Origin of the sequence: Bradyrhizobium ottawaense, assembly GCF_002278135.3 — a bacterium.
Classification (GTDB): domain Bacteria; phylum Pseudomonadota; class Alphaproteobacteria; order Rhizobiales; family Xanthobacteraceae; genus Bradyrhizobium; species Bradyrhizobium ottawaense.
Genome location: NZ_CP029425.2, coordinates 5203613 through 5217998, shown reverse-complemented (window position 1 = coordinate 5217998; position 14386 = coordinate 5203613). Strand labels below are relative to the sequence as shown.

The 14386-nt window shown below is 62.6% G+C and carries 13 protein-coding genes; 10 read left to right on the top strand and 3 right to left on the bottom strand.

Annotated elements, in window-relative coordinates; genetic code table 11:
* The first annotated feature begins 189 nt into the window (after nucleotides 1-189).
* Entirely contained in the window at nucleotides 190-873 is a 684-nt protein-coding gene (locus CIT37_RS25135; protein WP_095425791.1) for a GntR family transcriptional regulator, read from the top strand.
* A gap of 71 nt (nucleotides 874-944) precedes the next feature.
* On the opposite strand, the gene CIT37_RS25130 is transcribed toward CIT37_RS25135, so the two are convergent.
* The 3 genes from CIT37_RS25130 to hglS are packed head-to-tail and all read right to left on the bottom strand — an operon-like array spanning nucleotide 945 to nucleotide 5182.
* Entirely contained in the window at nucleotides 945-2174 is a 1230-nt protein-coding gene (locus CIT37_RS25130; protein WP_095425792.1) for a pyridoxal phosphate-dependent aminotransferase, read from the bottom strand.
* A gap of 11 nt (nucleotides 2175-2185) precedes the next feature.
* Nucleotides 2186-3748 (bottom strand): L-piperidine-6-carboxylate dehydrogenase, encoded by a 1563-nt coding sequence (amaB, locus tag CIT37_RS25125; protein ID WP_095425793.1) that lies wholly within the window; start codon nucleotides 3746-3748, stop codon nucleotides 2186-2188.
* 36 nt (nucleotides 3749-3784) lie between these two features.
* Nucleotides 3785-5182 carry a 2-oxoadipate dioxygenase/decarboxylase HglS gene (gene hglS, locus CIT37_RS25120; RefSeq protein WP_095425942.1) on the bottom strand — a complete coding sequence of 466 codons (1398 nt, stop codon included), beginning with the start codon at nucleotides 5180-5182 and terminating at the stop codon, nucleotides 3785-3787.
* A 141-nt stretch (nucleotides 5183-5323) separates the two neighbouring features.
* On the opposite strand from hglS, the gene CIT37_RS25115 reads away from it, so the two are divergent.
* The 9 genes from CIT37_RS25115 (at nucleotide 5324) to CIT37_RS25075 (ending at nucleotide 14382) form a co-directional block, all read left to right on the top strand.
* Complete coding sequence (locus CIT37_RS25115) at nucleotides 5324-6232, top strand: LysR family transcriptional regulator (protein ID WP_095425794.1); 909 nt, start codon at nucleotides 5324-5326, stop codon at nucleotides 6230-6232.
* A gap of 77 nt (nucleotides 6233-6309) precedes the next feature.
* A complete protein-coding gene (locus CIT37_RS25110) occupies nucleotides 6310-6750 on the top strand; it encodes an Lrp/AsnC family transcriptional regulator (RefSeq protein WP_095425795.1) in 441 nt (146 codons plus the stop codon).
* 190 nt (nucleotides 6751-6940) lie between these two features.
* The gene (locus CIT37_RS25105; protein ID WP_095425796.1) at nucleotides 6941-8722 is read left to right on the top strand and encodes a thiamine pyrophosphate-binding protein; all 1782 of its coding nucleotides are present in this window, start codon (nucleotides 6941-6943) and stop codon (nucleotides 8720-8722) included.
* An 11-nt stretch (nucleotides 8723-8733) separates the two neighbouring features.
* Nucleotides 8734-9864: a saccharopine dehydrogenase family protein gene (locus CIT37_RS25100; RefSeq protein WP_095425797.1), complete on the top strand. Its 1131-nt coding sequence runs from the start codon at nucleotides 8734-8736 to the stop codon at nucleotides 9862-9864.
* Between the two features lie 78 nt (nucleotides 9865-9942).
* Nucleotides 9943-10797 carry a transporter substrate-binding domain-containing protein gene (locus CIT37_RS25095; RefSeq protein WP_095425798.1) on the top strand — a complete coding sequence of 285 codons (855 nt, stop codon included), beginning with the start codon at nucleotides 9943-9945 and terminating at the stop codon, nucleotides 10795-10797.
* A gap of 83 nt (nucleotides 10798-10880) precedes the next feature.
* Nucleotides 10881-11594, top strand: coding sequence for an aspartate/glutamate racemase family protein (locus CIT37_RS25090; RefSeq protein ID WP_095425799.1), 714 nt, complete (start codon nucleotides 10881-10883; stop codon nucleotides 11592-11594).
* A gap of 5 nt (nucleotides 11595-11599) precedes the next feature.
* Nucleotides 11600-12259, top strand: a complete 660-nt coding sequence (locus CIT37_RS25085) for an amino acid ABC transporter permease (RefSeq protein WP_095425800.1) — start codon at nucleotides 11600-11602, stop codon at nucleotides 12257-12259.
* Between the two features lie 26 nt (nucleotides 12260-12285).
* Nucleotides 12286-13077 carry an amino acid ABC transporter ATP-binding protein gene (locus tag CIT37_RS25080; RefSeq protein WP_095425943.1) on the top strand — a complete coding sequence of 264 codons (792 nt, stop codon included), beginning with the start codon at nucleotides 12286-12288 and terminating at the stop codon, nucleotides 13075-13077.
* Nucleotides 13078-13104: 27 nt separating this feature from the next.
* Nucleotides 13105-14382 (top strand): NAD(P)/FAD-dependent oxidoreductase, encoded by a 1278-nt coding sequence (locus CIT37_RS25075; protein WP_095425801.1) that lies wholly within the window; start codon nucleotides 13105-13107, stop codon nucleotides 14380-14382.
* Nucleotides 14383-14386 lie beyond the last annotated feature (4 nt).

Genomic DNA, 14386 nt, shown 5'->3' with positions numbered 1-14386 from the left:
GGGTACGCGCTGCGCCATATGAGGTGTCAGACCGTCCGAAGGTGGATAAGTAATGCGCTACAGTAAAGCGTTACATATCCTCATATGTGGCGTATTCTTCGTCAAGCCTATTTATTGTGCCGTGACCAAACCTGACTATTGTGCCGCGGACGAACCGGTTGATTCCGGAGCCGACGAAGCGGGAGCGGGATGGATCAGAATCTAAGGGAGCAGGTGCTGCAGCAGGTGCGCGCGGAGATCATTTCCGGGCAGAGCATGCCAGGATCGATGTATTCGGTGCCGACACTCGCAGCCAGCCTTGGTGTGTCGACGACCCCGGTCAGGGAAGCGCTGCTCGAATTGGCCCGCAGCGGGCTGATCGAGCCTATGCGCAACCGCGGCTTCAAAGTGGTCGAGCCGACCTTGACCGAGCTACGCAATCTGTTCGACCTCCGCGAGGTGCTGGAGCTTCACGCTGCGGCGATCGTTGCGCGCAAGCCAAAGAAGAATCTCAAGAAGCTCGTTCCGTTTGCCGATGAGGTTGCGCGCGCGGTCAAGGCGGAGGACATCAGGCTCTATCTCGAGGCCGATCGAAACTTTCACCAATTGCTGACGGAGGCGGCGGACAATCCGCGTCTCACCGAAATGGTGATGGGTTTGCGCGATCAGATGCGGCTTTACGGCATCAAGTCGCGCGCGGGTCTTGCCCGCCAGAATGAATCCGCAGCCGAGCATTATCAGATCCTCGAACTTGCGATGGCCGGCAAGGAGGAAGCCCTGACCAATCTTCTCAGGCGCCATATCCGGGCATGGGAACCGGTCTTCATCGAAGCGCTGTCGCGGATGGCGAGCCCACGCGAGCCGATCGTCGCTGGTCGTGATCGTGGCCGGTAATTGCCGGCCAGCATATCGGGTATCGCGATGACGTGGTGCGGGTGAGACCTCTCAACATTCTCTTCGTGCGTTCACGAGAGTTGCGCAGTTGCGCGTGCGATGCGTCGGCAGGCATCTTCGAGCTCGACAGCGGAGGTCGCGTAGGAAATCCTGAAATAGGGTGAGAGGCCGAACGCCGAACCCGGAACGACTGCGACGCCCGCCGCGTGCAGCAGATGCTCAGCAAAGTCCTTGTCACTCTCCAATGTTCGCCCCTCAGGCGTGATTTTTCCGATCACGCCGGCGCAGCTCGCAAACGTATAGAAGGCGCCTTCAGGCACGCGGCAGGCGATGCCTTCGATCCCGTTCAATGCGCCGACGACGAGGTCGCGCCGTTCTTGAAACGACCGGCAGCAATCGCGGACGAAATCCTGCGGGCCGTTCAGCGCCTCGACGGCTGCGGCCTGACTGACCGAAGAAGGGCAGGAGGTCGACTGGCTCTGGACGACGGCCATCGCCCGGATCAGAGCGCTTGGCCCGCCGCCATAGCCGATGCGCCAGCCGGTCATCGCGTAGGCCTTCGAAACGCCGTTGACGGTCAGCGTCCGGTTGCGCAGAGCCGGCTCGATTGCCGCCGGCGTGGCGAAGCGAAAGCCGTCATAGACGATATGCTCGTAGATATCGTCCACCATCAGCCAGACATTCGGATACTGGAGGAGCACGTCGAGGATCGGTCGGTAGTCGCTTTCCGAATAGGCTGCGCCGGATGGATTTGACGGCGAGTTCAGCATGACCCATCGCGTTCGAGGCGTGATGGCGCGCTCGAGATCTTCCGGCGAAAGCCGAAAGCCATTGGCCTCGGAACATGGCACCAGCACCGGCGTTCCGCCGACGATCGCGACGATGTCGGCGTAAGTTACCCAGAACGGCGTCGGGATGATGACCTCGTCGCCAGGGTTGATGGTGGCCATCATGGCGTTGAAGAGCACCTGCTTGGCGCCGGCCGACACGGTGATCTCGTCCTGCGCGAATTCGAGCCCGTTATCGCGCTTGAACTTGGCGCGAATGGCGGCCTTAAGCTCCGGCGCGCCGTCCAATGCGGTGTACTTGGTTGCACCGGCGCGCATCGCGCGCTCGGCTGCATCCTTGATTGTATCAGGCGTGTCGAAGTCAGGCTCGCCCGCGCCGAGGATGATGACGTCCCGGCCCTGGCGCTTCATCTCCGCAGCGAGCCCGCTGATCTTCAGGATCTCCGACACGCCAATCGCAGAGAGGCGGTGGGAGGGGCTGAATGACGTCGAACCAGGGAAGGGAGCGTTCATCAATCGGCTCTCTACTCCACGTCGAACTTGACGCCCTGGGCGAGCGGCAATGTCCGGCCGAAATTGACCGTATTGGTGGCGCGGCGCATGTAAGCCTTCCAGGCGTCCGAGCCTGACTCGCGTCCGCCGCCGGTTTCCTTCTCGCCTCCGAAGGCGCCGCCGATCTCGGCGCCGGATGGGCCAATATTGACGTTGGCGATGCCGCAATCCGATCCGCGCACCGACAGGAAAGCTTCGGCCTCGCGCAAATCGTTGGTGAAGATCGAGGAGGAGAGTCCTTGCGGGACTGCGTTGTGCAGGTCGAGCACCGCGTTGAAGTCGCTATATTTGATCACATAGAGAATGGGCGCGAAGGTCTCGTGCACGACGGGGCCAGTCTGTTCTGCGACCTCGACCAGCGCCGGGCGGACATAGTAGGCCTCATCAGCACCGTCGTAGGGGACTCGCTCACCGCCGAACACCGAGCCGCCGGCGACGCGGGCCTCGCCCAGCGTTTTCTGCATCGAGGCGAAGGCTGCTGCGTCGATCAGCGGACCGACCAGGGTGCTCTCCTTGAGCGGGTCGCCGATGGTGACGGACTCATAGGCGCGCTTCAGTCGCGGCACGAATGTGTCGTAGACGCTGTCGTGAACGAAGAGACGCCGCAACGTCGTGCAGCGCTGGCCTGCCGTGCCCATGGCGGCAAACGCGACACCACGCAATGTCAGGTCGAGGTCGGCGCTCGGCGCGACAATTGCCGCGTTGTTGCCGCCGAGCTCCAGGATCGCGCGCGCAAAGCGTTTTGCCAGGCGCGGTCCGACGATTCGACCCATCGCCGTCGAGCCGGTCGCCGACACCAGCGGGACCTTGGCGTGATCGACGAGGATTTCACCGATATCGCGGCCGCCGAAGAGAACGGTGGAAAGCGCGTCCGGCGCCTTGCCGCCTTCCGCTCTGAAGCGCTCCAGCGCGCGATCGAACAGCGCTTCCGTCGCAAGGGCGGTCAGCAGTGTTTTCTCGGACGGTTTCCAGACAATGCTGTTGCCGCAAATCAGAGCCAGCGCCGCGTTCCACGACCATACCGCGACGGGGAAGTTGAACGCCGAGATGATCCCGGTGACGCCGAGCGGATGCCAGCTTTCCATCATCCGGTGCTCGCTGCGCTCGGTTGCGATGGTCAGGCCATAGAGCTGGCGCGACAGGCCCACCGCGAAGTCGCAGATGTCGATCATCTCCTGGACCTCGCCGAGGCCCTCGGACGCGATCTTGCCGGCTTCGATCGATACGAGCCTGCCGAGCGCTTGCTTGTTGGCGCGCAACTCCTCGCCGAGAAGTCGGACGAGCTCGCCGCGCTTCGGCGCAGGCACCAGTCGCCATTCGAGGAAGGCCGCATGCGCCTTGTCGATGGCCGCCTGCGCGTCGGCGGCGCCGATTTCGTTGACATGGCCCGTGATCTCGCCGGTGATCGGCGATCGCGCAATCAGCTTGCCGCCGGTGTACCGGTTGCGCTTAACGCCGAGTGAGCTCAGGAGCGCGTCTGCCTCGCCCGCCAGGGATTTGATGGTGCGTGTTGCGATTTGGGTTGTGGTCGTCATGGCGGTTTTCTCTTGAACGGTTGAAGTGCGGTTCGATCAGGCCATGGCCCGGCGTGCGAGGTGCGGTGACCCGAGCTGGACCAGAGCTTGCTCTAGGGAATCCCTTTCCGTCTGCGCGTACAGCTTTATTTCGTCGTGTACCTCAGCACCGAGGGCGGTTTCGAACGCAGCCCGGTTGGAGTGCGCGGCGTAGTTCTGCTGCTGGTCGGTGCCGAGATTCGACTGGAAGATTCCTGCCGCGCTGACAGGGAGGAAATCCTCGTAGACGATCGGATCGTAGCGCAGAAAGCCCGCAGACACCAAATCATCGAGGCTGGATGGCGGAGCATGGCTCTTGCAGGCCTCAATGCCTGCGGGCGTCGCCGAATATCGAAAGAAGGCCAGCCCTTGCGATCGAAGCTCCGACCAATCGTCCGGGAACGCCTGGAAACGCTCGGTCAGCTCGCTGCCGTAGTCGCGTGCGGTGGCACCTGCCTGGCGCGTGGAGGCTAGCAATCGGTCGTAAAGCTCGCGGCCCTTAGGCGTGAGGGCAACACCGCGCTGCTCAATCTCGCCGAAGCGGGCCGTATGTGTTCCGGCTACCTTTGCGGCATTCGCCTGCCTGAACAGGATCGGTTCTTCGAGCGCCTTGAAGCTGGTCTGGCGCAGCAGGATCGGGCAGTCGCGGCGCGGCGGCCCTTCGATAAGCGCCTTCGGAGCAATGCCGCGTTGTGGCATCCCGGCCTGGACGGCATCGATGTCCAGCGTGCGCGGCGTCAGATGGTTGATGTGAGGGCCTTTGAAGCTCACCACGTCGGCGATCAGCCGATGGGCGTCATGCAGTCTTTTGTAGTCCTCAAGGCTGACCGTCGCCTCGCTATGCCAACGGAAGGTGTCGAGCGCTTCGCGCACAAGCTCTTCCGCCTGCGCGACGGTCAAGTGACCCTCCGTCTCGAAAATGCTCACAAGCTCGAGCGTGCGCGGCGTAAAGATGCGGCGCTTGCCGAGGATTCGCTCCGCCTGGGCGCGAAGGCTCTCATCCTCGATCAGGTCGAGGCGCAGCAGCGAGGTGAATACCCGGAATGGATTGCGCCGGAGCGCGGCATCGTCGATCGGCCGAAAGGCCGTCGCATGGACGGGCACGCCGGCCACCGACAGGTCATAGTAGCCGACCGGACGCATCCCCATCACCGCAAAGATGCGACGCATGTTGAACAGTTCGTCGGCGCGCCCCAGGCGAATGGCGCCGTGACGCTCGACGTTCAACCGCTCGAGTTCATCGTTTCGTTCGAGGCTCGCACGAAGCTGCTCGTGCTGCCGCAGCGTTTCGCGATTGGTGTCGTCGACGAGTTCCATCAGTGTGCCGTATTGCGGCACCTCGACCCGGTACATGTCCGACATGGCGCGGGAAAACAGAGTGCGGATCTCGTCTGCGTCCGCGCGCAGCGCTGGCATCAAAATCTCCGTCAACGGCGGATCGGCCGTCAGGGTTGGGATCATGCAATTTAGTTATGATGCTTGCGAATAGACCTTGCCTAATCGGCCAATTCAAACGATGTTTGCTCAGAATGTCATTCTGAATTTGAATGAGTTGGGATGAATCCGCAAACACCTCGTCGCTTTCTTCCCTCAACCGCCGTCCTGGCGGCGTTCGAAGCCACTGCGCGGACCGGCAGCATGACGCTCGCTGCGCGCGAGCTTCGACTGACCCAAAGCGCCGTTAGCAGACAGATGAAGATCCTGGAAGAACAGCTCGAGGTCGAACTCTTCATCCGCGAGCGTCAGACCGTTCGACTGACCTCTGTCGGCGAGTCCTACGCGCGCGAAATTCGTGATGCGCTCCACAAGATCAGCACCGCCTCCTTCAATCTCCATGCAAACCCGAGCGGAGGGACTCTCAATCTCGCTATCCTGCCGACATTCGGCACCCGCTGGCTCGCACCGCGCCTGCCCAGGTTTCTGGCTGCCAATTCCGGGATCACGATCAATCTCACGACCCGCTTGTCCTATTTCGATTTCCGGTCCGAATCCCTGGACGCGGCGATTCACTTCGGTCAACCGGAGTGGCCCGGTGCCGAGATGGCGCTGCTGCGATCCGAACAAGTCGTCCCTGCGTGCAGTCCTGGGTTGAAGAGACAATATGGCTTCCGAGTTGCAGGCGATCTCCGGAAGGCCCCGCTGCTGAGCATCTCAACCCGCTTTCACGCGTGGGACCGGTGGTTTTCCGTTCACGATGTGCCAGCCAGGACGGCTCAGGGTATGGTGTTCGACCAGTTCGCGACCGCAGCCCAAGCGGCGATCGCCGGCCTCGGCGTGGCGCTTCTGCCGACCTTCCTCATCCAGGATGAACTCGCGAGCCGCAAGCTGGTTCGCGCCATCAACCTGCCCATGGAAAGTCCCGAGCGCTATTATCTGGTTTGGCCCTCCGAACGGGCTAAGTACCCGCCACTCGCGGCTTTCCGGGAGTGGCTGGTCGCGGAGACTGCGCCGGACCGTTCATCATGATGAGCTGGACTTTCTCCGGCAGAGCGCAATAATTTCCCTTCGTTTTGTTCAGAAACTGTCACTTTGGAGGGCTGTAAATGGCGCGTCCGGCGGATGCCAGGAAAGACCAGGATCTTCTCAACATCCTGATCGCAAATGCGCGGACGTCGATTTCCGACATCGCCAAGGCACTGGGCGTGTCCCGCGCGACTGCGCAGGGGCGAATGGCGAGACTGGAAAAGGAGGGAATGATCGCCGGCTACACGGCGGTTCTCGGTAAGCAGGATCATGTCACGGCGATCTCGGCGATCATCCTGATCGAGCTGGAAGTCAAGCAGCAAGGCAACGTCATTGCCGCCCTGCGCAAAAAGGCCGAAGTCGTTCACTGCTACACGCTGAGCGGTCCGTTCGATCTCTTCGTGAAGATCAATTGCGCGACGTCAACACATCTCGACGAGATCATCGACTGGATCGCCGAGATGGAAGGTGTTCGCCGGACAACGTCGTCGATTCTTCTCGCCAGAAAATTCGAAAGATGAACAAGGCATGGGCAAAACACTGCCTCACAGCGGCTGTCGCTGCTCCATTTCTTGGCAGAATTTCTCATTTCCCATCGAAATAGAACTTAGCCCGACGGATTGTAACTATATTGTTCCTATAGCCGGCGGTTTGGATATTTATGTCGCGCCTATGCTCCTGAATAAAAGAAAGGACAAGGAGCATTAGAAAATGAATGGTGCGTCCGCTCTCGTGAGCATGCTGTCCGGATACGGTGTCGAGGTCATTTTTGGCGTCCCCGGCGATACGAACGTCGCCTTCTACGAGGCTTTGAGAACGACGAGGGATGCGCCGCGTCATATCCTGTGCCGCGACGAGCGCTCTGCGGTGTTCATGGCGGACTGCTATGCGCGCCTGTCCGGAAAGCCCGGTGTGGCAGAGGTGCCGAGCGGCGCGGGCGCGCTCTACGGTCTGCCGGGCGTGGCCGAAGCGAACAAGTCGTCGGTGCCGCTGGTCCTCCTCGTGAACGATATTCCCCAGCCCGGCGTCGGCCGCGGCACCCTCACCGAGCTGCCCGTCGAGGAGCTGTTCAAGCCGGTCAGCAAGCGCGCAGAGACGCTCGGTCATGTCGGAAAATTGCCCGAGCTCGTGCGCCGCGCCTTCCGCGAGGCGACCGGCGGCCGTCCGGGCGCCGTTGTCCTCGCGCTGCCTGAGGACGTTCTCTATCAGGAGCTTCCGCAGGCTACCGTTTCATTGCACGTCGAGCCGCAGTGCCGAGCGGCGCCGTCATACCGAAGCAGGCCGCCCGATGGCGATCTCGATGCCGCAATCAAGGCCATTCTTGCAGCCGAGCGTCCGCTGATCGTCGCCGGCGGTGGCGCCAATCGATCCGGCGCGGCGGCTGCCATCACGGCGTTTGGCGAACGGCTCGGCATTCCCGTCGTCACCACGATCACCGGGCAGGGCGTCATTCGCGATGACCACAAGCTCGGCATTGGCATCATCGGCGACAACGGCTTCCATCCGCATGCAGTGTGGGCGCTCGGACGTGCCGACCTCGTGATCTATGTCGGCTGCCGCATGGGCTCGGTCGCCACCATGAACTGGCAATGGCCGGTGCCGAATGGCGAGACACGGATCGTCCAGATCGATCTCGAGCCGGAAGTCATCGGCAATACTTACGCGATCGACCATCCGCTCGTCGGCGACGCGCGTGCCGTGATCGATGCCCTGCTTGCCAAAATACCCATGGATCATGCGCCCACCACGGCGCGATGGGTCGGCGACATCAACCACCGCCGCGCGGAGTTCTGGGACGTGATGGCGCCGCATCTCGAGAGCGACGCGATTCCCCTGCGTCCCGAGCGGGTCATCGAGACCCTCAACCGTTGCATGCCCGTGCCCTGCAACGTGGTGTCGGATGCCGGCACGCCGACACCCTACGCGACGCGCTTCCTGCGCCTGCGCGATCCACAGTCCAGGCTCGTGATTCCCCGCTTCTACGGCGGGCTCGGCTATGCCATCCCCGCCGTCATCGGGGCCTATTTCGCAGCGCCGCATCTGAGGCCCGTTGGCTTGTTCGGCGACGGTTCGCTCGGCATGTCGGCGGGTGAACTGGAGACGCTGTCGCGGCTCCAGATCCCGGCGGTGCTGGTTCATTTCAACAACGCATGTTTCGGCTGGATCAAGGCGCTCCAGCGGGTCGTCGACCGTGACCACGCCCGCAAGGCCTCCGGAGCCGGAAGGCCAGCACCGGTCAACGACCCGACATTCAGCGTCGATTTCGGCCGTTACGACATGAGCAAGCTCGCCGCCGTCTACGGGATACGAAGCTTCCGCGTCGAGACGCCGGTGCAACTGGAGACGGCCTTGCGTGAGGCTTTCGCGCTTAGCGAGCCGGTTTTCGTCGACGTCGCGGTCGAATCCATCGCCGATCGCCTGCCGCCGGTGTTCTCGTGGCTGAAGAAGGTGGGCGCCGACCCGGCGGCGATTGGCGTCCAGGCTGCTCTCTAGGGAGGTTCGAAATGGCTCATTCATCGCAACGCATCGCAGTTTTGGGGGCCGGGCAGATCGGCGCCGTGATCGCCGGGATGCTGGCGGACCAGGGACACAAAGTTACCCTGGCTGACGCTTCAGAGGCGCAACTCGGCTTGAGCGCCGGGCAAACCTTCGCTACCAAGATCGTGGACGCTGGAGATCTCCATGCGGTGCGCGGTTTCCTGAAGGATCAGGATATCGTCGTCAGCGCCTGTCCGTATTTTCTCAATCAGGGTATCGCGCGGATAGCTGTGGAGACCGGAACGCACTATTTCGACCTGACCGAAGACGTGGTGACAACGGCCTACATCAAGGAGATCGCAGCAGCCGCCGACGTGATCCTGGCGCCGCAATGCGGGCTTGCGCCGGGGTTCATCTGCGTGCTCGGAGCCGATATAGCGGCCCGTTTCGAAACGGTGAAAGCCATCAAGATGCGGGTCGGCGCACTGCCGCTCTATCCGACCAATGCCCTGCGCTACAACGTCACCTGGTCCGTCGACGGCCTGATCAACGAATATTGCAATCCTTGCGAGATCGTCTTCGATGGCAAGCCAATATCGGTGCCCGCGCTCGAGGGCGTCGAGAGCGTGATGATCGACGGCGTCGCATACGAGGCGTTCAATACCTCTGGCGGCCTCGGGACGCTGACGGAGACGCTGGCCGGGAAGGTCCGCGACATGAGCTACAAGACGCTGCGCTATCCCGGCCATGCCGAGATCATGAAGCTCCTGCTCCAGGGATTGGGACTTGCCGACGATCGCGAAACCATGCGTCGCATCCTCAACCGCGCAGCGCCGTTCACGCGAAAGGACGTCGTCGTGATCTTCGTGACCGGTATTGGCGAACGCAATGGGCGGATGGAAGAGGATAGCGTCGTGCTGCGCTACGACGGACGTCCGGAGCTCGGCGCGATCCAGCTTACCACGGCTGCCGGCTGCGTTGCGATGGTCGAGCTGTTCCTTGCGGGCAAGCTTCCGGCAAGGGGATTCGTGCGGCAGGAGGATGCGAGCCTTGCCGATTTTCTCGCGACACGCGAGGGCGGCCGGCTGGCCAGCGAGGCGCGCAGCTCCGAGACGAACGATTTTGCGGGACGCTTCTCCACCAAGAGAGCGGCCTAGGGAACGCAGAGATTGATCGACCGGATCTCGCGTCATAATCAGGGTTTGAGGAATTCAACCGAAGAGGGGAAGCTTGATATGGTCAATCGTCGTGAAATCGGATCGCTCGTTGGGCTCGGCGCCGCCGCGGCGGCTATGGCGGCCGGCTCAGCCGTGTCCCAGGCCGTCGCCCAGACGCAGCCGGCCGAGAGCACGTTTGCTCAAATTCGCAGGACGAAAAAGCTTCGCATCGCCGGAATTGTCGGGACGGAGCCCTATTATCACAAGGACATCGCCACGGGGCAGTGGTCGGGCTTTTGCGTGAGCATGGCGACCGATCTCGCCAAGGCGCTCGAGGCCGAGGTCGAGATCATCGAATCGACCTGGGGCAACTCGGTCCTCGATCTTCAGAGCAACAAGATCGACATCATGTTCGGCCTCAGCCCGACGCCCTCGCGCGCCCTGATCGTCGAATTCACGCGCCCGATCATGAACAACACCTTTACGGTCATCGCCAAGCCCGGTTTTGAGCCGAAGACCTGGGAAGATCTCAACAAGCCGGAGGTGCGGGTTGCCGTCGATATCGGCTCTACCCACGATCTCTACGCGCGCCGAACGCTGCCCAAGGCAACGCTGGTCGCACTGAAGACGCCTGACGAGGCCGTGCTGGCGGTGCAGGCCGGGCGGGCGGATTGCCTGATCCAGGTCGCGATGCTTTCGCTGGTGACGGTCAAGAAGAATGCGAAGGTGGGCAAGGTCGTCATCCCGACTCCGGTTGCCTCGCAACCGACCTGCTGCGGCGTGCGCGTGGACGTCGATACCCGCTTCCGCACCTATGTCGATAACTGGCTCGAATACAGCCGCTCGCTTGGTGCGCTGCGCGAGTGGATTCTCTCGAGCCTGTCTCTGGTCAATATCGGGGAGCAGGACATTCCTCCCGGTCTTCAGTTTTGATCTCAGGCTGCCCGCGTCTTCAGATGACGCGGGCAGTTTCGTTTCAGCAGCGTCGTTGAGTTTGGACAGGGAACATCTGATCGATGCGACATGGACGCCATCCTCCGCTGGGCATCATCATGCTGGACATCGCGATCGAGCGCCCGCCGGGAGATGTGGGGCACGCCTCAAGCTGGCCCTTCGACGTCGTCTTCAGGACTGTCCCGGGCGCGACGGCACGCAAGATCGTGAACGGCGACGATTCCGACCTCCAGGACGCATTCGTCGCAGCCGGCGACGAACTGCGTGCGGAGGGCGCGATCGGCCTGACCACGTCGTGCGGCTTTCTGGCATCGCGTCAGCGCGAGCTTTCCGCGCGAATGAAGCTGCCGCTCGCGACGTCGAGCCTGTTGCAATTGCCTATCGTGGAGCGCTGCCTTCCGTGCGGCCGTCGCGCAGGGGTTATCACCTACGATGCGGAGGCGCTGACGGACAGGCATTTTGCCGGAGTCGGAGCCGATCCGGACACGCCTTGCGTCGGCCTTCCGCCGGGCGGCAGCTTGCGCGCGCATATCGAACACGGCCGCCCCTATGATCGCGACGAACTGCGGCGCGACGTGCACGCGGCCGTCGGCGCGCTGCTTTCGCGCAATCCGGACATTGGCGCGATCGTCTTCGAATGCACCAATCTTCCGCCGTTTTCGGAGGAGGTGTCACGCGAGTTCGGACTGCCGGTCTACGACATCATCACGCTCGGGCGCTGGTTCTATTCGGGACTGATCCAGAGCGCCCATTCGCAATCGCCGAGCATGGGATAGCTGCGATGCATTATGACTGGAATTTTGGTTTCCTCCTGCAATACAGCAGGTTGATCGGCGTTGGCACCGCTTATACGATCGGCTTTACCATCCTCACCGCGGCGAGCGGATTTGTGATCGGATGTGTGGTCGCGATCGCCAGCCTGTCCAAGATCAGGTTCGTCTCGGCGCCCCTCGTGATGTTGGTCGAGGTGTTTCGCTGTACGCCGGTGCTGGTCCAGCTGGTGTGGATCTATTACGCGCTTCCGGTGCTGATCGGCGTTGAGCTCTCTCCCGCCGTCGCGGCGTTCATCGCGCTGAGCTTTTACGGCGGCGCGTTCTATTCGGAAATCATCCGCGGCGGCATCGTGTCGATCGATATGGGGCAATGGGACGCCGGCCGAGCGCTTGGCATGCGCCGCTTCGACCTGATGAAGCGCATCGTGATGCCGCAGGCTCTGAAGCGAATGATTCCGCCGCTCGTCAACCAGGCGGTGCTGCAACTGAAGAACACCTCGCTGCTCTCGGTTCTGGCGGTCCCGGACCTGCTTTACCAGGGGCAGCTCATCACATCCGCGACCTACCGGCCATTGGAGACATACACGATGATCGCGGTGATCTACTTCCTCATCCTGTTCCCGATGACGCGCGCTGCGAGCATGCTTGAAGCGCGGCTGGCACGATAATGTCGATCAAAGAGGGAAATGGTTCTGTGTCGGACAACGCGATGATCGAACTGGTTCATGTCAAAAAGTCCTTCGGGGCCGTCAGCGTTCTGAAGGACATATCGCTTCGCGTCCCCCGCGGCGGTGTGCTCGCGCTGATCGGGCCCAGCGGATCGGGCAAGTCGACGCTGCTGCGATGCCTCAATCTCTTGACCATCCCTGACAGCGGCGCCATCCGCGTTGGCGAAAGCACCATGGATTTCACCAACGGGCACAAGCTGCCTCGTGACAAGGAACTGGCGGCGTTCCGCGCGCGGACCGGCATGGTGTTCCAGAACTTCAATCTCTTCCCTCACATGTCGGCCCTTCAGAACGTGATGGAAGGACCAGTCACGGTTCTGAAGATCCAGCCGGAGGCGGCGCGCGAGACGGCGCTTGGATTGCTGGAGAAGGTCGGGTTGAAGGACAAGGCCGACGTCGCCCCCGACAAGCTGTCCGGCGGCCAGAAGCAGCGCGTGGCGATCGCGCGCGCCCTGGCGATGAAGCCGCAAGTGATGCTGTTCGACGAGGCGACGTCTGCGCTCGATCCCGAGCTCGTCGGAGAGGTCCTCGCGGTGGTCCGCCAGCTTGCGGCCGAAGGAATGACCATGGTGCTCGTGACCCATGAGATGGCGTTTGCGCGCGAGGTCGCCGATAGCGTCGTCTTAATGCGCGACGGTATCGTCGTGGAGGAGGGGCCGGCCCGGCAGGTGATCGACACGCCAAGCCAGCCGGCAACACGGTCCTTCCTGAGCCACTTCCACAGCAGCGGCCTGCCGACTGCTGCGGCGAACGGATGACGTGACGGTCTGCGATCGGGTTGAAGGATGAAGCGGGATAGGACGCCATTGCGCATCGCTGTCATTGGCGCAGGTATCGTCGGCGCCGCGGCCGCATGGGAGCTCATCAAGGACGGACGCGACGTTACTCTGATCGAGCCGGAAGAGCCGGGCGGGCCCCAAGCGGCAAGCTATGGCAATGGTGCCTGGATCAGCCCTGCCTCGATCATCCCAATGTCGATGCCCGGCCTGTGGCGCAAATTGCCAGGCTATCTCTTCGACCCCAATGGGCCACTGGTGCTGCGCTGGACAGCGTTGCCGGCGCTGGTGCCCTGGCTCCTCCGCTTCCTCGCGGCCGGATGGACCGTTGCGAAGGTCGAGCGTACCGCGCGTGTGCTTTCCTCAATCTTGCGTGACGGTCCGGCGCGGCACGCGGTGCTCGCACGGGAGATTGGGAAGCCGGATTACATCCGCCAAATGGGCTTGCTCTATGCCTATCCCGATCGCAGAGCCTTTGACGGCGAGGCGCTTGCCTGGCGGCTTCGCAAGGACAATGGGCTCGATTGGCTCGAGCTCGATGCCGATGAGCTGCGCCGCCGGGAGCCGGATTTGAATCCCAGCTATCAGTTCGGCGCCTTCGTCCACGAAGGGGCCCATTGCACCGATCCGGGTGGCTATGTACGGGCCATCGTTGATGCCGCGCGTGCGCGCGGCGCGCGGTTGGTCAAGGCGCGCGCAACCGGATTTGTTGTCACCAGTGGCCGTCTCGCATCTGTCGTCACCGATCAGGGTCCGATCGAATGCGATCGCGCCGTGATCTGCGCGGGTATCTGGTCGAAGGCTCTTGCTGAGGCCGCGGGTGATCGCGTGCCTCTGGCGAGCGAGCGCGGCTATTACGGCGTCATTGCTTCGCCTGCGGCAGGTCCGAAGCTTCCGATCATGCCGAGCGACGGACGAATGGCCAACACGCCGACCCCAGCGGGCTTGCGTCTTTCGGGACAGGTCGAGCTCGCGCGGCTCGACGCCGAGCCGGACTGGGCGCGGGTCGAGATTCTCGTCGCGCATGCCTTGCGGACGTATCCTGGCCTTGGATCACGCGCCAGCCTGACGATCGATCGCTGGATGGGGCACCGGCCATCGACGCCGGACGGGCGTCCCGTCATCGGCGTCGCAAAAGCATCGGCAGATATTGTCCATGCCTTCGGACATGGCCATGTTGGCCTGGCGTCGGGCCCGATCACGGGCTCTATCGTTGCTGATCTCATTGCCGGCAGGACTGTCGGCATCTATATCGCGCCGTTTGGCGCGTCACGCTTTCGCCATTGATCCC

Coding starts and splice junctions, on each gene's coding strand:
- CIT37_RS25135 (WP_095425791.1), top strand. CDS start 190: ATGGATCAGAATCTAAGGGAGCAGGTGCTGCAGCAGGTGCGCGCGGAG.
- CIT37_RS25130 (WP_095425792.1), bottom strand. CDS start 2,174: ATGAACGCTCCCTTCCCTGGTTCGACGTCATTCAGCCCCTCCCACCGC.
- amaB (WP_095425793.1), bottom strand. CDS start 3,748: ATGACGACCACAACCCAAATCGCAACACGCACCATCAAATCCCTGGCG.
- hglS (WP_095425942.1), bottom strand. CDS start 5,182: ATGCCAGCGCTGCGCGCGGACGCAGACGAGATCCGCACTCTGTTTTCC.
- CIT37_RS25115 (WP_095425794.1), top strand. CDS start 5,324: ATGAATCCGCAAACACCTCGTCGCTTTCTTCCCTCAACCGCCGTCCTG.
- CIT37_RS25110 (WP_095425795.1), top strand. CDS start 6,310: ATGGCGCGTCCGGCGGATGCCAGGAAAGACCAGGATCTTCTCAACATC.
- CIT37_RS25105 (WP_095425796.1), top strand. CDS start 6,941: ATGAATGGTGCGTCCGCTCTCGTGAGCATGCTGTCCGGATACGGTGTC.
- CIT37_RS25100 (WP_095425797.1), top strand. CDS start 8,734: ATGGCTCATTCATCGCAACGCATCGCAGTTTTGGGGGCCGGGCAGATC.
- CIT37_RS25095 (WP_095425798.1), top strand. CDS start 9,943: ATGGTCAATCGTCGTGAAATCGGATCGCTCGTTGGGCTCGGCGCCGCC.
- CIT37_RS25090 (WP_095425799.1), top strand. CDS start 10,881: ATGCGACATGGACGCCATCCTCCGCTGGGCATCATCATGCTGGACATC.
- CIT37_RS25085 (WP_095425800.1), top strand. CDS start 11,600: ATGCATTATGACTGGAATTTTGGTTTCCTCCTGCAATACAGCAGGTTG.
- CIT37_RS25075 (WP_095425801.1), top strand. CDS start 13,105: ATGAAGCGGGATAGGACGCCATTGCGCATCGCTGTCATTGGCGCAGGT.